The sequence below is a fragment of the Streptomyces lincolnensis genome (assembly GCF_001685355.1).
GTDB lineage: Bacteria > Actinomycetota > Actinomycetes > Streptomycetales > Streptomycetaceae > Streptomyces > Streptomyces lincolnensis.
Map to the genome: position 1 here is coordinate 9376449 of NZ_CP016438.1, position 18305 is coordinate 9394753.

The window sequence follows — 18305 nt, forward strand, 5'->3', positions numbered from 1 at the left end:
GCACCCGGCGTTTCCCGCCCGGCCGCTTCTGGTAGGACACCGGGTGTCGGTTCCGAGGCGAGGGGGAGTGCCATGGCGTGGAACGAGAACGGCGGCCGGCTGGGGGAGGAGTTCTTCACTCCGGGCACCTCGTCCTTCACCGAGTTCCTGGCCGCGCACCGACCTGAACTGCTCGTCACCCGCCGGGTCCTGCCGGACGGCGTGGTGGCGGCACCCGACCGGGTGCCGCACGGCACCACCGTGCTGGCCCTGGCCTACCGCGACGGCGTCCTGATCGCCGGGGACCGCAGGGCCACCATGGGCAACCTGATCGCCCAGCGCGACCTGGAGAAGGTGCACCCCGCCGACGACTACACGGCGGTCGCCTTCGCCGGCACCGTCGGACTGGCCCTGGACATGGTGAAGCTGTACCAGGTCGAGCTGAAGCACTTCGAGAAGATCGAGGGCGTCGCGATGAGCCTCGACGGCAAGGCGAGGCGGCTGGCCGGCATGATCCGGCAGAACCTCGGCCAGGCCATGCAGGGCCTGGCCGTCGTACCGCTCATGACCGGCTACGACCCCTCGGCGCCCGAGGGCGAGCGGGGCCGCATCTTCAGCTTCGACGTCGCCGGCGGACTGTACGAGAAGCGGGACTTCCACGCCGAGGGCTCCGGATCCCCCTACGCCCGGGGCGCGTTGAAGAAGCTGTTCCGCAGGGGCATGGACCGGCGCGAGGCGGCCCTGGCCGCCCTCCAGGCCCTCTACGACGCGGCCGACGACGACTCCGCGACCGGCGGCCCGGACGTCAACCGCCGGATCTTCCCCATCGTCTCGCTCATCACCGAGGACGGCTTCGAGCGCCTGCCCGAACCGGAGACCGAGGAGCTGTGCCGCGAGATGGCCGCCCAGCGCAGCAGCAGGCCGGACGGACCGAACGCGACCGCCTGACAGGGCACTTTCCCCACTCGTGGGCAAGACCTGCCACGGGCTTTACTGCACATGGCTTGCAGGTACCGGAGGATGGCACGAGGCTGCTGGACGCGGCCGTTCGACCGGAAGAAAGATCCTCCCCCGATGACGGCCGCCCCTGGGTCCACTCCGTCCCTCCTCCCCGCCGCCCCCGCCAAGGGGTCGGCCTGGCACCGCGTCCGCGGCTCCATGACGCGGCAGGAGTGGCTCAGGGTGGGCGGGATGGCCGCCGTGATCGTGGCCCTCCACGTGATCGGCTGGTTCACGCTGATCGCGATCGTCGCCCCGCACCACTACAGCATCGGCGAGAAGTCCTTCGGCATCGGCATCGGCGTCACCGCCTACACCCTCGGCATGCGGCACGCCTTCGACGCCGACCACATCGCGGCGATCGACAACACCACCCGCAAGCTGATGGGCGAGGGACAGCGCCCGCTGTCGGTCGGCTTCTGGTTCTCGCTCGGCCACTCCAGCGTCGTCTTCGCCCTGGCCCTGCTGCTCTCCCTCGGCGTGAAGACCCTCGCGGGACCCGTCCGCGACGACGGCTCCGGGCTCCACGACGTCACCGGACTCATCGGTACGACCGTCTCCGGGACCTTCCTGTACATCATCGCCGCGATCAACCTGGTCATCCTGGCCGGCATCTGGAAGGTGTTCCGGCAGATGCGCTCGGGCCACTACGACGAGGCCGCCCTGGAGGAGCAGCTGAACAACCGCGGCTTCATGAACCGCCTGCTGGGCCGGGTCATGAAGTCGATCACCAAGTCCTGGCAGATGTACCCGCTCGGCCTGCTCTTCGGCCTCGGCTTCGACACCGCCACCGAGATCGCCCTGCTCGTCCTGGCGGGCTCCGGCGCCGCCTCCGGCCTGCCCTGGTACGCGATCCTGTGCCTGCCCGTGCTGTTCGCCGCCGGTATGTCGCTCCTCGACACGATCGACGGCTCCTTCATGAACTTCGCCTACGGCTGGGCCTTCTCCAAGCCGGTCCGCAAGGTCTACTACAACCTCACCATCACCGGCCTGTCGGTCGCCGTCGCCCTCCTCATCGGCACGGTCGAACTCCTCGGCCTGCTCGTCGACAGGCTCGGCCTGCACGGCCCGTTCTGGGACTGGATCGCCGGCCTCGACCTGAACGTCCTCGGCTTCGTCATCGTGGGCCTCTTCTTCGCCACCTGGATCGTCGCCCTGATCGTGTGGAAGGTCGGCCGGATCGAGGAGAAGTGGTCCGCGGGACTGGCCCGGCCGGCCGCCGGGGCCGAGGAGGGCGCCTGAGGAGAAGGCGGCGCCGCGGGGGAGAACGGCCCAAGATCACTCCAGCGGCGTAGCGGCAGAACGATTCACCAGGTGAAAGGGCATGGCGAGTGCTCAAGCGGGCGGGGCGCACCGGCCATTCTGGGGCGGTAGTTCTCGTTTCGGACATCGGCCAAGGAGTTCCCTTGCGTATGCGTCGTACCTTCACCAACGCCCTCGGTTCCGCCGCTCTCGTGCTCGCCTCGCTGGGCGCGGTGACCACCACCGCGAGCCCCGCGGCGGCCGACCCCTGCGGGTTCTTCGAGACGGGCTCCGACGCCTTCTACAACCACTGCACCTCCGACGGCTCCCGTGTGGTGATCAAGGTCGAGGTCGCTCTCGCGCCCGACTACGAGCGCTGCGTCGGCCCGGGCAAGCACTGGCTCGGCTCCGCCAGCAAGATCCAGGGCGCCTACTACGTCGGCCGCACCTGCTGACGACCCGCTCCGCGTGTGACCCGGTGCTCCGTACCGCCCGCCCCGGGCGGTACGGAGCACTTCCGTCTCAGGACCGCAGCCGCAGGTCCTTGCGCCACTTGAGGAGTTCCCTCTCCGGCTCCCCGGTGTAGGACCACGGGGTGCGGGTGCCGCGCCGCCCCAGCAGCGTCAGCAGAGGGGCCGCGACCTCCCGGACGCCCGCGTGACAGGCCGCGTGGGCCAGGTGGTTGACATCGCGCAGCTCGGCCGGCGCCACCTCCGTCTCCGGCCGGTCCGCGAACCAGCGCTGCCAGGTGCGCTCTATGTCGCTGACGGCGCCGTCGTTCTTCCAGTGCTGCCCCAGCCTCACCGGCGCCCGTCCGTCGGCCGCGGCGTCCTGGGCGTACCGGAACTCCTCGACCCGGGCGTACTGCACCAGCACCGGCAGCGCGCAGCCGGGCGGGGACACGCCCGCCGCGTCACGGGCGAAGTCGTACATCAGGCCGTGCGATCCGTGCCAACGCGCCGCGTAGTAGTGCAGCACCTGGAGGTGGCCCTCCACGCTGTACGGGTCCCGCCCGTGCAACTCGTCCCACCAGCGCGCCAGTTCCTGCCGGCGCACCCCGGAGGGATACAGCCGCGCCACGGAGATCAGGGAGACCCAGGGGGTGGGGTCCTCCGGATACGCCTGGGCCGCCTGGAGGCAGGCCATGACCGCGCCGTCGACACGGTGCTGGTCGATCGGCACGCCCCGGCCCGCGGCGATGGCCACGTTGAACGCCCGGGTCGTCTCGGTCGCCGCCCGCAGCACCAGCGCGTCCGGGCTCGGCTCGGCGGCCAGCCAGGTCTCCACCGTCGAACTGGACGCGCAGACCTGCGCGAGCCGCCGGACGCGGTGCCCCCGCACCGGCCAGTCCGGGCCGGTGCTCCGCAGTAGTTCGCGCAGTCCCTGCCAGCGGCCGATGACGATGTCCTGGCGGGCGATGCCGAGGGCGGTGTCCCCGCAGTCGGGGTCGAAGTCGGGAGTGAAACGGTCTCTCGCCATCGGGCGTCTCCCTCAGAAGTCGGTGGGGAAACCCTCGTGGGCCCGGGAGTGCGCGAGCGCGCCGTCGTCGGGGACGTACTCCGTCTCGATCGTGCGGGCGGCGTCCAGCCGGGCGGGCCGGTAGTAGTCGCTGCCCCGCATCCAGTACCAGAACATCGGGATCAGGCCCACGGCCAGGCCGCCGAGGCCGATCGTGACCGACGCGGTGCTCAGCTCGCCCAGTGACTCGACCAGCACCCAGAACATGAACAGGGAGCCGAACAGCGGCCACAGCCCGCCGAGGACGAAGTTGGCCACCGACTTCAGCAGCATCCTGCGGTAGGCGACGACCGCGGCGAGCCCGGCGAGTCCGTAGTACACGGCGATCTGGAGGCCGATCGCCGAGATGGCGTCGGAGAGGATGTCGCCGACGGTGCCCAGGGCGTTGGAGGCGACCAGCATCACCATCGCCACCGTGCCCACGACCGTGATGGCCACCCACGGCGTGTTCCAGTGGGGATGGACGCGGCCCAGCGCGGACGGCATCGTCCGGTCCCGGCCCATCGCGAACAGGGAGCGGGTGACCTGGATGAGGGTGGTCTCCAAAGTGGCGATGGTGGACAGCATCACCGCCACGACCAGCAACTTGCCGCCCCAGCCCGGCCAGATCTCCTCGCCGAGCACCGCGAGCACGTTGGCGTCGTTCTCCTCGATCTGCTTCGCGGACAGGATCATGTTCACCGCGATGGTGAACGCCTCGAACAGCAGGAAGACGATCCCGACGCCGATGAGGCCCGCGAGTCCCGTCGTACGACGGCTGTTGCGGGTCTCCTCGCTCAGGTTGCTGGTGACGTCCCAGCCCCAGTAGTAGAACGCGGCGATCAGCGCGCCCGACGCGAAGCCGGCCATGCCGTCGAAGTGACCGAATCCGAGCCAGGACCAGTCGAACGCACGGGCGTTGTCGGTGTGGAAGACGGCGAGCACCGCGAAGAGCGCCAGGATGGCCAGCTCTATGCCCGACATGAGGAACTGCGCGCGCACGGTGAGCCGGGCACCGCCCAGCACGACGAGCAGCATGATGAGGAACCAGCCCGCCCCGACGGCCGTGGACAGCGCGGTGTTCTCGGCGAGTTGCTCGTCGAAGAGGGACAGCGTCATCGAACCGGCGGGCAGTGAACCGGCGACCATGAAGATGGTCGTCGAGATCACCAGCGCCCAGCCGCTCATGAAGCCCAGAAAGGGATGGAGAGTTCGGCCCACCCAGGAGTAACTGGCGCCCGCGTTCACGTCGATGCGGCCCAGATAGCTGAACGCCAGCGCGATGCCCAGCATCGGTATGGCGCAGTACAGCAGAGCGGCCGGACTGGCCAGGCCCACCGCCCCGACCAGCACCGCGGTGGTCGCGGCCAGGGAGTAGGCCGGCGCACTGCCCGCCACGGCCATCACCACCGTGTCGAACGTGCCGAGGGCGTTGGCCTGAAGTCCTCTGCCCCTGTTGATGCTCATGGTTGCGCTGCTTTCCGTCGTGCACGACGTGAGGGCGACCGGCCCTGACGGCGTCGGGGGGGGTGGGGGGTGAAGCGGTGAACCGGCCCCGGACACACGAGGGATGGCCTCGGGCCGGGAGAGTGGAAGAAGGCGTGGCGGATGCCGCGGGACCGCTGCGTGGGCGGACGGTCACACCGTGTGTGCGTGTGATGATAGCGGCACCCTTTGAGCTTTCAAGATTGACCGGGAAGTAACCTCCCGTGGTTGTCGGTGGCGGATCGGGACACCCGAGAGACAGCAGTGCACGAGAGCGCAAGGGAGGCGGTCATGGACACGGAACGCACCGACGCCGAACCGATGGCGGACGACGCGTACCAGCCCACCGGCAGCAACGAGGAGCAGGAGGACGCCAGCCCGCTCGACCTCCAGGACGCCCTCGACGAGCGCACCTACGACGACACCCTGGACGAGGGGTACTCGCCGCCGGAGAAGCCCCTCGGCGTCACCGGACACGGCACCACGGCCGCCGAGCAGCGCGACGGCGAGAGCCTGGACCAGCGGCTCGCCCAGGAGGTCCCCGATGTGGCCCCGGCCTCCGGTGACGGCATCGGCGACGCCCCCGACGCGGCGGGCGAACCGGTCGACCCGGAGGCGGGCGAGGCTCGCGCCGGGCGCCTGGTCGCCCCCGACGAGGGCGCCCACCCCGACACCACCAAGGAGGCCGTCGCCTCCGACGTGGGCATCGACGCGGGAGCCGCCGGCGCGGAGGAGGCCGCCGTGCATGTCGTCGCGGACGACGCGGACCTGCCGGAGGACGAGTTCGAGGACGGGGGCGCGTACGACGCCGAGGGCGACGAGATCTGACGCTCTGTCAGAGCCCTTGCGCCCTCGGCACGTTCAGTCCCCGATCCGGTCGATCAGCCGCAGCTTGTTCGTGGCGTCCAGGGCGGCGACCTTGTACGACTCCGCCAGGGTCGGGTAGTTGAAGACCGCGTCGACCAGATAGTCGACCGTACCGCCGCAGCCCATCACGGACTGGCCGATGTGGATCAGCTCGGTCGCGCCCGTGCCGAAGCAGTGCACCCCGAGCAGGGTGCGGTCCTCGGGAGAGACCAGCAGCTTCAGCATGCCGTGCGAGTCGCCCATGATCTGTCCGCGGGCCAGCTCGCGATAGCGGGAGATGCCCACCTCGAACGGCACCCGGTCCTCGGTGAGCTGGTCCTCGGTCCGGCCCACGAAACTGATCTCCGGGATGGTGTAGATGCCGATCGGCTGGAGATTGTGCATCCGGGGCACGGGCTCTCCGCACGCGTGGTACGCCGCCGCGCGGCCCTGCTCCATCGAGGTCGCCGCCAGCGCCGGGAAACCGATCACGTCACCGACGGCGTAGATGTGCGGCACCTCGGTGCGGTAGTGCTCGTCCACCGCGATCCGGCCGCGCGGGTCCGCCGAGAGCCCGGCCTTGTCGAGGTCGAGGTCATCGGTCAGGCCCTGCCGGCCCGCCGAGTACATCACGGCGTCGGCCGGGATCTTCTTGCCGCTCTCCAGGATGGTGAGCGTGCCCCGGGGATGGCGCTCGACCGCGGCGACCGTCTCCCCGAAGCGGAAGGTCACGGCCAGGTCCCGCAGGTGGTACTTGAGCGACTCGATGACCTCGACGTCGCACATGTCGAGCATCCCGGCCCGCTTCTCCACCACCGTGACCTTGCTGCCGAGCGCCGCGAACATGGACGCGTACTCCATGCCGATCACGCCGGCGCCGACGATGACCATGGAACGCGGCACCCGCTCCAGGGCGAGCACGTTGTCCGAGTCCATGATCGTCCGCCCGTCGAACTCGACGCTGCCCGGACGGGCGGGACGGGTCCCGGTGGCGATCACCACGTGCTCGGCCGTAAGGAGCCGTTCGTGGCCGCTGACCTCCCTGAGGGCGAGGGTGTGGGCGTCGACGAAACGCGCCGTTCCGGCGTGCAGCGTGACGTGGTTGCGGGAGAGCTGGCTGCGGATCACGTCGACCTCGCGGCTGACCACGTGCTGGGTGCGGGCGGTCAGGTCGCCGACGGTGATGTCCTCCTTCAGCCGGTAGCTCTGGCCGTACAGATCGCGCTGGGTGAGTCCGGTGAGGTACAGCACCGCTTCACGCAGCGTCTTGGAGGGGATGGTGCCGGTGTGGATGGAGACCCCGCCGACCATGTCGGGGCGGTCGACGACGGCGACCCGGCGGCCCAGCTTGGCCGCGGCGATGGCGGCCTTCTGGCCGCCGGGGCCTGATCCGATGACGAGCATGTCGTAGTCGGGCACCCTCCGGAGTCTGACACCCTCGGGGGCCGGTTCGAAAGGGTGAACAGGTAATCACCGGGGGCGTGCCGGTGCCGCGCGAGGCACCGCACGCCCACGAGCGCCGGTCGGTCAGGGCAGCAGCTTGTCCATCGCGGCAGGCCCCTCGGCCGCCAGTTTCCGCTTCGCCCATTCGAGGCTGCGTGGGGTGAGGTCCTTGCCCGAGGCAAGGACCAGGTCCTCCGGCGACACTTCGGTGCCGGTACGGGCGTGGAGCAGGGCGTCCGGGGTCGTGCGGTCCTCGGACGGCCCGGACGCGTCGGGCTGTGACGTCGGCATGATGCAGCTCCTCGGATCCGGATCGTTCCTCGGTCCCGGTCTACCCTCACCGGTCCCGATATCACCATTCAACGCCCCGGCCCACCCTGCATCCCGAGAGCGGGCCACGCGTGGAATCCGATGTCGGAAAAGGAGGTGTCAGGGACCGATCAATCGGGGTACGGTGAGGTCCACGCCCAGAGACGGACGGAAGGAGGCGAGTGCCGTGCAGATCACCACCATCGAGCGCTCCCTTTCCGTTGTCCCGGCGTGTCACATCTGACCGGGAGCGCGTCACGCTGCGTCTCGCAGCACGTAACCCGGAGGAATCCATGACCGATCTGGTCATCCGCGCGCTCGACGAGCGCGACGCCCATCTCTTCGACGCCCTGCCCGACCCGTTCGGCGCGGCCCAAGGACACCGGCGCACCCGGCACCGCCCCGACTGGAAGCGCGTCGCCCTGCGCGACGGCGAGGTCGTGGCGCGCGGTGCCTGGTGGGGCGGCCCCGACGACACCGAACCCGTCAACCTCAACTGGTTCGACGTGGCCGAGGGCGAGGAGGAGGCGGGCGCCGAACTCCTGCGCACCGCCCCCTGGCGGGTCGAAATCGAGATGAACCTGCCCGGCGGCTGGCGCGAGGACCCGGTGCTGCGCTCCGCCGCCGACACCTGCTTCACCGCCGCCCGCAAGGCCGGCTACGAGCTCCTCGTGGAACGCTTCCTGTACCGCTGGACCCCGGCGCACGGGCTGCCCGAGCGCCCCGGCCGGCTGCGCTTCCGTCCCGAGCCGGACGACGAGGTCTTCCGCGACGCGCTGCGCCGCATCCACTCCGTCACGCTGGACGCCCACGCCCTGCTCGCCATCGAGGAGGGCGGGATCGACAAGGCCGCCCAGGAGGAACTCGACTTCTTCCACTGGTGCCCCTCGCCCCGCGAGTGGTGGCAGATCGCCCACACACCGGAGGGCGATCTGGCGGGCATCCACATCCCGGCACACAACCCCTCGGGGCCCTGCGTCGGCTTCATCGGCGTCGTCCCCGAGCAGCGCGGACACGGTTACGCCTACGACCTCCTCGTGGAGTGCACCCACTTCCTGGTCGAACAGGGCGCCGAGTTCGTCTCAGCCCTGACGGACCAGGGCAACTTCCCCATGGCCGCCAACTTCACCAAGGCGGGGTATCCCGTCGTACGGGAACGCCTGAACTTTCAGGTGCCCGGCACCGACTGATCCGGCGCGCGACCGGCACTGGCGGGCGGCCGGGCCCGCCTGTCAGTGCCGGGTGGCATGCTGACCGAGAGTGATCGGCGGCGGGCGACGGAGGCGGCGTGGGGTTCGAGGGCCAGGTCTGGCAGGTACGCAGCGGCGCGGACGCGGTCGGGGAGATCCTGATCGACGACGCCGACTTCCCCTGGCTCTCGGGCCGGTTCACCGCCGGTCCGGGGTACGACGCCGTCCAGGAGCTGTTCGCCCGTGAACTCGCCCTGACGAGACGGGACGACGCGGGGCACTGGCAGCAGTGGGAGGAGGCCTATGACGAGATCCGGCGGCGCGTGTCGCTGACCTCGCCGGACGGTCCGGTCGCCGAGTTCCTGCTGCACATCGACGGCGACCGGGCGTGGTTCCGGTGGAGCGACGAGCCCTTCGGCGACGACGTGTAGGGGTGTACGGGCGGCCGAGCGCCGGGCCGGGCGCGGGCCGCTGCCCGGAGCCGGCTCGCGTCGGTCCCGGCCTCAGCCTGTCGTGCCGTTCAGCAGGGACTCCGCCTCGGTGAGCACCTCGGTGACCCGCAGGCCGAACGCGGCGTCGCAGGGGTGCGGACGGCCGGTGCGGGCGGAGTCCAGGAGCTCGTCCGCCGCCCTCAGCAGGGCCGGCACCGCGCCCTCGGCGCTGTCCGGAAGGAGCGTCACCCCCGACTCGCCCCGCAGTTCCACCACTGATCCGGCCGCCGGGACCGGGGCCGTCAGGCTCAGGGTCAGCGTGCTGGAGGCGCCGCCGGCGTGGTCGAGGACCAGGTGGACGGTGTCACCGGGGCCGGGCGCCGCGGCGGCCACCCGCCGCACGTCACCGAGGACCGGCAGCAGCACGGACAGGGCATGCGGGCCCACGTCCCACAGGGCACCCTTCTCGCGTCGCCACGGCGAGTCGGCGAACGGGCTGTCGGTGGTGAACACCGACCCCAGCCACTGCGCCCGCGCCGTGAACCAGCCCTTGGCGGCAGCCTGTTCGGCGATCCACGCCGCGGGCTCGGTCAGGTACCGGGCGGTGAAGAAGACCACCGAGGCGACCTGGGCCCGCCCGACGGCGTCGACCACGGCCCGCGCCTGCTCGACCGTCGTCGCGACGGGCTTGTCCAGCAGCAGATGACACCCGGCCCGGGCGGCCCGCGCCGCGAGATCGGCCTGCACGCTCGGCGGCAGCGCGACGGCCACGGCGTCCACGTCGGCCAGCAGCGCGTCGACGTCGTCGTACGCACGCGTGCCGTGCAGATCCGCCACCTCCTTGGCGGCCTCCGGACGCCGGCCCCAGACCCCCACGAAGTCCAGCCCGTCGTGCTCGCTCAGGGCGGGAGCGTGGGCCATCCGAGCCCAGGGGCCGGTGCCCAGCAGTCCGATGCGCATGCCGTCGCCTCTCGATGACGTCGAACCAAACGACGGCCGGATCTCCGGGCGCCGCCGTGAGCGTCACACGAGGGCGGAGCGCGGGCAAGCCCTTTCCACCGGGCCGCGGATTCAGCGTTCCGGCTGCTGAATGCGTTCTCTTTCTTCCATTGGACCTATGGGGTCCGGCAGGACCAGGCTGGGACGGTCCGGTGCCGTCGGCATCCCCCGTCCGACGGCACCGGACGCCATCGGTTCCGCGCGCCATCCGAAAGAGGTCACGAGCCCATGCACACCCGCCGCATCGGTGACATCGAAGTAAGCGCGATCGGCCTGGGCGCCATGCCCATGTCCATCGAGGGGCGACCGGACGAGACCCGTTCCCTCGCCACCATCCACGCCGCCCTGGACGCCGGCGTCACGCTGATCGACACCGCGGACGCCTACCACCAGCACGCCGACGAGGTCGGCCACAACGAGACGCTGATCGCCAAGGCCCTCGCCTCCCACGACCGCGGCAAGGACGTCCTGGTCGCGACCAAGGGCGGCCATCTGCGCCCCGGCGACGGCACCTGGACACTCGACGGCAGCCCCGAGCACATCAAGGAGGCCTGCGAGGCATCCCTGCGCCGGCTCGGCGTCGAGGCCATCGGCCTCTACCAGTTCCACCGCCCCGACCCGAAGGTGCCCTACGCCGAGTCCGTCGGCGCGGTCCGCGACCTTCTCGACGCCGGGAAGATCCGCATGGCGGGCATCTCCAACGCGAACCCGGAGCAGATCCGGCAGGCCAACGAGATCCTCGGAGGCCGCCTGGTCTCCGTGCAGAACCAGTTCTCCCCGGCCTTCCGCTCCAGCGAGCCGGAACTGCGCCTGTGCGACGAGCTCGGCATCGCCTTCCTGCCCTGGAGCCCGCTCGGCGGCATCTCGCGCGCGGGCGAACTGGGCTCCGTGCACGCTCCGTTCGCCCGGATCGCCGAGGCCCACGGAGTGAGCCCGCAGCAGGTGTGCCTGGCCTGGATGCTCGCCAAGTCGCCGGTGGTCGTGCCGATCCCCGGATCGAGCCGCCCCGAGACGATCCGCGACTCCCTCGCCGCGGCGGACCTCGCCCTGACGGCGGACGAACGCGCGGAGCTGGACACCGTCTGACAGCTGCTCACCCTGTCGTTCGTTCGTGGCCCGGATCGTGCGTGGACTGGCACCGGCGTTCCTCCGCTCTCTAGGATGGACTCCCTGTCCTGTCAGGCCAGTTGGCCTGGCACGAAGCTGGGGGAAAGATGGAGACCGGTAAGAAGCTGTCCACGCAGATCGACGCGTCCGTCCCCACCGCGGCCCGGATGTACGACCACTATCTGGGCGGCAGGGACAACTACGCGGCCGACCGCGCGGCGTGCGAGGAACTCGACAAGGTCGTTCCCAGCACCCGCCGCCTGGCCGTGAACAACAGGCGCTTCCTCCAGCGGGTCGTCAAGACCCTGGCGGCGGAACACGGCATCCGGCAGTTCCTGGACCACGGCTCCGGCCTGCCCACCCAGGACAACGTCCACCAGGTCGCCCAGCGCATCGACCCGGCCACGCACGTGGTCTACGTGGACAACGACCCGATGGTGCTCGTCCACGGCCGGGCCCTGCTGGAGCAGGACGAGCGCACCGCCGTCATCCACGCGGACATGCGGGAGACCGACGCGATCTTCTCGCACCCCGAGACCGAGCGGCTGATCGACTTCAGCCGGCCCGTCGCGGTCCTCTTCAACTCGGTGATGCACTGCATCCCCGACAGCGAGACCGACGGGCCGCTCGCCGTGGCCCGCCGGGTGGCCGAGCGGCTGGTGCCCGGCAGTTTCATGGTGATGTGCCAGCTGGTCAGCGAGGACCCCGAGGTGCGGGAGTTCGTCACCAACTTCATGGACCAGGCGACCCAGGGGCACTGGGGCCGGGTCCGTGAGGAGAAGGACGTGGCCGAGTGGTTCGAGGGCCTGGACGTCCTCGACCCCGGTCTGGTGGAGGTCTCCACCTGGCGGCCCGACTCCGAGGTGGCTCCCCGTCAGCTCACCCACGAGTGGATCGAGTTCGGCGGCGTCGGCCGCATCCGCTAGCCGGGCGGAGACATCCTCCCGCCCCCTCCAGCGCATACGCCCCTCCCAGGACCACTCCGGTCCCGTGAGGGGCGTCTCGTTGAGGGGCGTCTCGTTTCCCTGTTCCCGGGGGCGCAACGGTGCCCGCGGTGTTCATCCGCCGTAGCGCTGCTCCATCGTCTCGCGGAGCAGCTTCAGGGAGGCACGGGGTTCGAGCGCCTCGTCGGCCAGCCGGTCGAGCGCGACGCGGTACTCCTCCGTCTCGTCGAGGTCCTCCAGGAAGTTGGCGCTCTTGATGTGCTCCAGGTAGACCACGTCGGGCAGATCGCCGCCGAAGCGGAGATAGGTGATCGGGATGGCCGGCGCCGACGCGTTCGTCACGTCCAGCGGCACGATCTGCACCGTCACATGGGGCCGCTGGGCCATCGTCACCAGGTGCGCCAGCTGCTCCCGCATCACCTCGCGGCTGCCCAGCACCCGCAGCAGCACCGACTCGTCGAGGACCGCCCACAGTTGCGGGGCGTCGGCGCGCTGAAGCAACTGCGCCCTGCGCGTCCGCAGTTCCACCCGGCGCCGCACCTCGCTCGCGGCGGCCGCGGGCAGGCCCCGCTCGACCACGGCCCGGGTGTAGTCCGGGGTCTGCAACAGACCGGGCACGTACTGGATCTCGAACGTACGGATCGCGGCCGCCGCCTCCTGGAGGCCGACCAGCCGGTCGAACCACTCGGGCATCAGCCGCTTGTCGTAACGCTGCCACCACCCCGGCTCACCGGCGCGCTGGAGCAGCTTCAGCAGCACCGACGCCTCGTACTCGTCGGTGCCGTACAACTCCAGCAGGGCGTGCACATCACTCTGAGCGGGCGGCCTACGGCCCTTGCCCGACTCGATGCGGGACAGCTTCGCCGCACTGAAGCCGAGGGCCTTGGCCGCCTGGTCCTGAGCGAGGCCGGCGTCCTCACGGAAACCCGCCAACTGCACGCCGACCAGCATCTTCAGCAGAGTCGGGGCCGGCTCGGGCCGGTCCAGATACGGTTGCAGGCGGGAGATGCGATGCGACTCGGGGGACATCCAGACTCCCAGTAAACCGGCATAGAGGCGGTCCACATTATCGCACCACATCGTGTCGCACCGCATCCGTCCGAACACGTAAGGGAGTTGACCACTGCGTCACAGCAGATGGTCGAACTCGCCCTCCTTGGCTCCGGCGACGAACGCCGCCACCTCCGCCGGCGTGTAGACCAGCGCCGGACCGTCGGGATCACGGGAGTTGCGCACCGCGATGGTCCCGTCGACCAGCGGGGCGACTTCGACACAGTTGCCCTCGGCGTTGCTGTGCCGGCTCTTGATCCAGCAGGCGTCCAACGAACTCGCCCGCACTCCGTTCCGCACTGATGGCACCGCAGTCTCCTTGCTGTTCATGTTCTTCGCCGGGCACCGGGCCCGGCTGCCGGTAAGGCAACGGGACGGGTTCCCCGGCCCCTCCCGTCCCATCCGTTCTTGCGTGCAATTTCTCGTGCAATTGCACGCGAGGGCTGTCTGCGTGGATAATAGCCACGGCGTCAATCCCATTCGTGACGCCCCGTCTTGACGTCGCATCAGGGAGATGCCGTGTCGTCACCTGCGAATCACGTGCTCCGGCAGCCCCGTCAGGCGGTGCCGGGGGCAGGTGGAGCGGCCCTGACCGGCGGCCTCCCGCCACGAGCGACGGCCCCGGGGGAGCGGCCGGCCTCCCGGTCGACGCCCTTGCCCGAAGGGGCGGGTGCGGTGGCGCTGCGGATCAGATGCAGCGGGGAGGGCTTCGCCCTGGCCCGCGCCTTCACCCGGGACACGCTGCGCTGCTGGTCCCTCGACCACCGCGGCGACGACGCCGCCCTGGTGATCACCGAACTCGCGGCCAACGCCGTGGCACACGGAGTGCCCGGCTCGGCCACGGGCGACGAGGAGGTGTGGCTGGGGATCCTGTTCGACCCCGCTCACGTCCTGCTCACCGTCTCCGACCCGGGCGACGATCCGCCCGAGTACACGGTCACCGGCGACCCCGCCCTGCGGGAGCACGGCCGGGGCCTGTTCATCGTCGACGCCCTGGCCGAGGAATGGGGCTGGACCCTCAAGCCCCCGGCGGGCAAGACCGTCTGGGCCAGGTTGAAGACCTGCCCTCCTCCCTGACATGACCGCCGCGGAAAGGCCTCACGCCATGCGCACCGCTCCCGAGCACCAGCCGAGCAACGAGCGCACAGACCACCACCGACCGCCGACCGGGGCGGCCGAGTCCACGCCCCTGTCCGGCCTGGGACGGGTGCCGTGGCGCGAGATCCAGGACTCCACCGGCAGCGCGGACGCCATCCCCGTGCTCCTCGACAGCGTCGCCCGGGGTGACGAGGACACCGCCCGGGACGCCCTCGCCGATCTGCGCCGGCGCATCTGCCAGTACGGCTTCGTCGTGGAACAGGCCACCGCCGCCACCGTCCCCTTCCTCTGGGAACTCGCCCAACGGCCCGACGTGACCTGCCGCGCGGAGATCATCCAGCTGCTGAAGAACATCGCCGACGCCCGGCAGTGGGAGAACACGGCGGCCGTCTACCCCAAGCTGCTCAACCACCGCGAGAACCACGTGGTCTGGGAGCGCAAGGCCCGCCAGGCCGTTCGCGACCGTCGGGGCGCCCTGCGGCGCCTGATGGCCGAGGAGGACACCGACGCCGACATAGCCCGCGCGACGACGGAACTCGCCCGCACGCTCGGCGAATAGGACGACGGGGCGGGGCGGAGCGGGTCGAGCAAGGCGACCGACCTCGCTCAGGAAGTATCAGTAAGTATGGGGCAGGTGCTGCGCGGGGATGACGCCGAGGCGGCCTGCCTGGTAGTCCTCGAAGGCCTGCTGGACCTCTGCGGAGGTGTTCATCACGAACGGACCGTACTGGACGACGGGTTCGCGGATGGGGCGGCCGCCCAGCACGAAGAGTTCCAGTTTGGGGGAGCGGGACTCCTGCGCGCGGTCCGCGGTCAGGCGCAGCGTGTCACCCGCGCCGAAGACCGCGAGCCGGCCCTCCTGGATCGGACGGGCTCCGGTGCCGACGGTGCCGTGCCCTGCCAGGGCGTAGACCAGCGCGTTGTAGGCGGGGTCCCAGGGCAGGTCGACCTGGGCGCCGGGTTCGACGGTGAGGTGGGCGACGGTGATCGGGGTGTGGGTGACGCCGGGACCGCTGTGCCCGGCGATGTCGCCGGCGATCACGCGGATCAGTGTGCCTGGCCATCGCGCGCGCCCTGATCCGCGACCCCCGGGTGCTGATCCTGGACGAGGCGACCTCGGCGCTGGACACCCGGTCGGAGGCGCTCGTGCAGGAGGCGCTCGCCCGGCTGCTGCGCGGACGCACCACGTTCGTGGTGGCGCACCGGCTGTCCACGGTGCGGGGCGCGGACCGGATCGTGGTGATGGGGGACGGCCGGGTCCAGGAGGCCGGCACGCATGAGGAGCTGGTGCGCCGCGGTGGCGCGTACACGGCCCTGCACGGTCAGGCCGCCTGACAGGAAAAAGCGGCGTGGGAGGTGACGGAATCACGCCAATCGTGCGTTTCGAGGCGCTGAAGACGAATGGAAGGGCGTGGACCGGGCATACGCAGCGAAAAATCGAGAGAGGGGCGCTACGTGCTCGTTCCGGACCCGAAGGTCGTCAGGAAACTGCTGACTCGGTACGCATCGCTGCGGATCGCGCAGGCGGAGAGGGAGAGGCAGGAGACGACACGTGAACTGGACGACGTCACCTACACGCTCTGCGTGATGATGAGCGCCGCCGACATCCACGAGGCGGTGGAGAAGGCGGACGCGCTGCTTCTGGCGGCCGCCCGTCCGGCAGAGACGGCCGCGGCGGACGCCGACGACGAGGAAGGCCTGCGGCTGGCCGTGTGAGGATCGGTCGTCCCGGAGCCGAAGGTTCAGGCCGGCTCCGGGACGACGTCCTTCCGGGCGTGGAACGCGGCGCGGTACGCCTGCGGTGTGGTGCCGACCACCCGGCGGAAGCGTTCGCGGAAGGAGGTGGGGGAACCGAACCCCGCCTGCCGCGCGATCCGTTCGACCGGGTGATCGCTGTTCTCCAGCAGGTACTGGGCCCGGCGTACGCGTGCCCGCAGCAGCCATTGCAGCGGAGTGGTGCCCGTCTGCTCGCGGAAACGGCGGCTGAAGGTGCGCTCGCTCATGCCCGAGCGGGCGGCCATCGCCGGCAGGGTGATCTCCCGGGCCAGATTGTCCTCGATCCACTCCAGGAGCGGCTCCAGTGTCGAGCCGCGCGGCACCGGAGGGTGTTCGTGCACGATGAACTGGGCCTGCCCGCCCTCCCGTTCCAGCGGCATCACCGACATGCGGGCGGCGTGTGCGGCGACGGCCGAGCCCAGGTCCAGCCGGATCATGTGCAGACACATGTCCAGGGCCGCGGCGGCGCCGGCCGAGGTGAGGATCCTGCCGTTGTCCACGTACAGCACGTCCGGCCGCACGTCGATCTGCGGGAACCGGCGTGCCAGCAGGTCGGCGGCGACCCAGTGGGTGGTGGCGCGGAGCCCGTCCAGCAGCCCGGCCTCCGCCAGCACGAAGGCGCCCACGCACACCGATGCGATCCGGGTGCCCGCCGCGGCGGCCTCGCGGAGCGCGGTCACCACGGCGGGTGACAGCGGCTCGGCCTCGTCGGAACGGCCCGGCACGATGATCGTGTCGGCGTCGGCCAGGGCGTCGAGTCCCCGGTCGATCCGCAGTCCGAAACCGCCGTCCGCGCGCACCTCCGGCGACTCGGCGCACAGGCGCACCCGATAGGGACTGCGGCCGTCGGGCAGCCGCGTCCAGTCGAACACCGTCATGGGCGCCGCCATGTCGAACGGCACCACGTGATCGAGAACCAGGACCTCCACCGTGTGCATGACCGCCACGATAGGCAGGTTCCCGCCATTCGCGTAAACCCTGCCGCAGCCGGAGTCGAGAAGGATTCCCGCTGCTGCGGGCTGTTGGCGGGAATCCGTTGGTGCCTGTCGTTTCCGCCTCTGTGTGATCACCCGCGGGATTCCTAGGGTGAGGCCCCATGACCAAGTTCCTGCTGTCCCTGCACGTCCTGGCCGCCATCGTCGCCATCGGTCCCGTCACCGTCGCGGCCAGCATGTTCCCGCCCGCCGCGCGACGCGTCCAGGTGGGCGCCGACGGACCGGACACCGCGGGCGTCGGCACCGTACGGCTGCTGCACCGAATCTGCCGGGTCTACTCCGGCATCGGCCTCGCGGTACCCCTCCTGGGATTCGCCACCGCCGCCGCGATGGGTGTCCTGGGCGACGGCTGGCTCATCACGTCCATCGCGCTGACGGCCGCGGCGGCCGGCGTTCTGGTCGCCTTCGTCCTGCCCCGCCAGGACGAGCTCCTCGAACGGCTGGACGGGCGGCAGGCCGTCGAGCGCGACAGCACGGTGCGCCTCGCCATGTTCACCGGCGTGTTCAACCTGCTGTGGGCGACGGTCACCGTCCTCATGATCGTCCGGCCCGGCTCCACCACCGGCGCCTGAGGAAGCGGGGCGGCGGCCGGTCCCGCGTCAAGTCCAACGCCGGAATTCGTCCTCAGGTGCACAAAGGCGCTTACACTCGGCAGTCGTGCCCACGTGCATGGGCAGTAACACGAAAGGCGCGTTGACGGGTGTTCCAGGATTCCCCCATCTACGACCGGCTCGTCGCGGAGCGCGGCGACATCCCCCTTCAGACCCGCAGGGAGGCCGAGCGCGTGACCAGGGAGCTGGAGTTCGTCATGCGCCCCTTCTCCGCCTTCGGCTCCGGACTCCCCGCCGACCGCCCGGCCGCCCCGGGTGCGGGATGGCAGCGGGCCGCCCTGCCCGGCCCGCGGCCCTACTGACG

21 protein-coding genes and 2 pseudogenes are annotated in these 18305 nt (G+C 70.7%); 14 read left to right on the forward strand and 9 right to left on the reverse strand.

What is annotated here, in order from left to right:
* Positions 1-72: 72 nt before the first annotated feature.
* From prcB to SLINC_RS41405, 3 genes are all read left to right on the forward strand, one after another.
* Positions 73-927: a proteasome subunit beta gene (gene prcB, locus SLINC_RS41395; RefSeq protein WP_067443563.1), complete on the forward strand. Its 855-nt coding sequence runs from the start codon at positions 73-75 to the stop codon at positions 925-927.
* Between the two features lie 126 nt (positions 928-1053).
* Positions 1054-2220: a Nickel transporter NicT gene (nicT, locus tag SLINC_RS41400; protein WP_067443564.1), complete on the forward strand. Its 1167-nt coding sequence runs from the start codon at positions 1054-1056 to the stop codon at positions 2218-2220.
* A gap of 170 nt (positions 2221-2390) precedes the next feature.
* On the forward strand, positions 2391-2675 hold the full coding sequence (locus SLINC_RS41405) for a DUF6355 family natural product biosynthesis protein (RefSeq protein ID WP_182449264.1): 285 nt from the start codon (positions 2391-2393) through the stop codon (positions 2673-2675).
* 67 nt (positions 2676-2742) lie between these two features.
* Here the strand turns inward: SLINC_RS41405 and SLINC_RS41410 are convergent, their stop codons facing one another.
* Both SLINC_RS41410 and SLINC_RS41415 read right to left on the reverse strand, forming a co-directional pair.
* Positions 2743-3699, reverse strand: a complete 957-nt coding sequence (locus SLINC_RS41410) for a hypothetical protein (protein WP_067443566.1) — start codon at positions 3697-3699, stop codon at positions 2743-2745.
* Positions 3700-3711: 12 nt separating this feature from the next.
* Positions 3712-5184: an APC family permease gene (locus tag SLINC_RS41415; protein WP_067443567.1), complete on the reverse strand. Its 1473-nt coding sequence runs from the start codon at positions 5182-5184 to the stop codon at positions 3712-3714.
* Positions 5185-5493: 309 nt separating this feature from the next.
* Here SLINC_RS41415 and SLINC_RS41420 point away from each other — a divergent pair, with 309 nt between their 5' ends.
* Positions 5494-6030, forward strand: a complete 537-nt coding sequence (locus SLINC_RS41420; RefSeq protein ID WP_067443568.1) for a DUF5709 domain-containing protein — start codon at positions 5494-5496, stop codon at positions 6028-6030.
* 33 nt (positions 6031-6063) lie between these two features.
* Here the strand turns inward: SLINC_RS41420 and sthA are convergent, their stop codons facing one another.
* Together sthA and SLINC_RS41430 are read right to left on the reverse strand one after the other, a co-directional pair.
* Entirely contained in the window at positions 6064-7467 is a 1404-nt protein-coding gene (gene sthA / locus SLINC_RS41425; RefSeq protein WP_067443569.1) for a Si-specific NAD(P)(+) transhydrogenase, read from the reverse strand.
* Between the two features lie 108 nt (positions 7468-7575).
* Positions 7576-7782, reverse strand: coding sequence for a hypothetical protein (locus SLINC_RS41430; RefSeq protein ID WP_067443570.1), 207 nt, complete (start codon positions 7780-7782; stop codon positions 7576-7578).
* Positions 7783-8093: 311 nt separating this feature from the next.
* Between SLINC_RS41430 and SLINC_RS41435 the strand changes: the two genes are divergently transcribed.
* Both SLINC_RS41435 and SLINC_RS41440 read left to right on the forward strand, forming a co-directional pair.
* On the forward strand, positions 8094-8990 hold the full coding sequence (locus SLINC_RS41435; protein WP_067443571.1) for a GNAT family N-acetyltransferase family protein: 897 nt from the start codon (positions 8094-8096) through the stop codon (positions 8988-8990).
* A 98-nt stretch (positions 8991-9088) separates the two neighbouring features.
* Positions 9089-9421, forward strand: a complete 333-nt coding sequence (locus tag SLINC_RS41440) for a hypothetical protein (RefSeq protein WP_067443572.1) — start codon at positions 9089-9091, stop codon at positions 9419-9421.
* A 72-nt stretch (positions 9422-9493) separates the two neighbouring features.
* Here SLINC_RS41440 and SLINC_RS41445 read toward each other — a convergent pair whose 3' ends face one another.
* Positions 9494-10381: a Gfo/Idh/MocA family protein gene (locus SLINC_RS41445; RefSeq protein ID WP_067443573.1), complete on the reverse strand. Its 888-nt coding sequence runs from the start codon at positions 10379-10381 to the stop codon at positions 9494-9496.
* Between the two features lie 267 nt (positions 10382-10648).
* Here SLINC_RS41445 and SLINC_RS41450 point away from each other — a divergent pair, with 267 nt between their 5' ends.
* On the forward strand, positions 10649-11506 hold the full coding sequence (locus SLINC_RS41450; protein WP_067443574.1) for an aldo/keto reductase: 858 nt from the start codon (positions 10649-10651) through the stop codon (positions 11504-11506).
* A gap of 128 nt (positions 11507-11634) precedes the next feature.
* Positions 11635-12453, forward strand: a complete 819-nt coding sequence (locus tag SLINC_RS41455; protein ID WP_067443575.1) for an SAM-dependent methyltransferase — start codon at positions 11635-11637, stop codon at positions 12451-12453.
* 132 nt (positions 12454-12585) lie between these two features.
* Here the strand turns inward: SLINC_RS41455 and SLINC_RS41460 are convergent, their stop codons facing one another.
* The gene (locus SLINC_RS41460) at positions 12586-13500 is read right to left on the reverse strand and encodes a helix-turn-helix domain-containing protein (protein WP_067443576.1); all 915 of its coding nucleotides are present in this window, start codon (positions 13498-13500) and stop codon (positions 12586-12588) included.
* A 99-nt stretch (positions 13501-13599) separates the two neighbouring features.
* On the reverse strand, positions 13600-13830 hold the full coding sequence (locus tag SLINC_RS41465) for a DUF397 domain-containing protein (RefSeq protein ID WP_067443577.1): 231 nt from the start codon (positions 13828-13830) through the stop codon (positions 13600-13602).
* A gap of 186 nt (positions 13831-14016) precedes the next feature.
* On the opposite strand from SLINC_RS41465, the gene SLINC_RS41470 reads away from it, so the two are divergent.
* Positions 14017-14598, forward strand: coding sequence for an ATP-binding protein (locus tag SLINC_RS41470; protein WP_107406749.1), 582 nt, complete (start codon positions 14017-14019; stop codon positions 14596-14598).
* Positions 14599-14626: 28 nt separating this feature from the next.
* Positions 14627-15178: a hypothetical protein gene (locus tag SLINC_RS41475; RefSeq protein WP_067443579.1), complete on the forward strand. Its 552-nt coding sequence runs from the start codon at positions 14627-14629 to the stop codon at positions 15176-15178.
* Positions 15179-15235: 57 nt separating this feature from the next.
* Here SLINC_RS41475 and SLINC_RS48885 read toward each other — a convergent pair.
* Positions 15236-15676: pseudogene (locus tag SLINC_RS48885) on the reverse strand (pirin family protein); the annotation flags it as partial.
* On the opposite strand from SLINC_RS48885, the pseudogene SLINC_RS48890 reads away from it, so the two are divergent.
* A pseudogene (locus tag SLINC_RS48890) lies at positions 15676-15954 on the forward strand (P-loop NTPase family protein); the annotation flags it as partial. The pseudogenes SLINC_RS48885 and SLINC_RS48890 overlap by 1 nt on opposite strands.
* Before the next feature lie 120 nt (positions 15955-16074).
* A complete protein-coding gene (locus SLINC_RS41490) occupies positions 16075-16335 on the forward strand; it encodes a DUF5133 domain-containing protein (RefSeq protein WP_067443582.1) in 261 nt (86 codons plus the stop codon).
* A gap of 26 nt (positions 16336-16361) precedes the next feature.
* Here SLINC_RS41490 and SLINC_RS41495 read toward each other — a convergent pair whose 3' ends face one another.
* Positions 16362-17333 (reverse strand): GlxA family transcriptional regulator, encoded by a 972-nt coding sequence (locus SLINC_RS41495; RefSeq protein WP_067446336.1) that lies wholly within the window; start codon positions 17331-17333, stop codon positions 16362-16364.
* Positions 17334-17491: 158 nt separating this feature from the next.
* Here SLINC_RS41495 and SLINC_RS41500 point away from each other — a divergent pair, with 158 nt between their 5' ends.
* Entirely contained in the window at positions 17492-17962 is a 471-nt protein-coding gene (locus tag SLINC_RS41500) for a hypothetical protein (protein ID WP_067443583.1), read from the forward strand.
* Between the two features lie 128 nt (positions 17963-18090).
* A complete protein-coding gene (locus SLINC_RS41505; protein ID WP_067443584.1) occupies positions 18091-18303 on the forward strand; it encodes a hypothetical protein in 213 nt (70 codons plus the stop codon).
* Positions 18304-18305 lie beyond the last annotated feature (2 nt).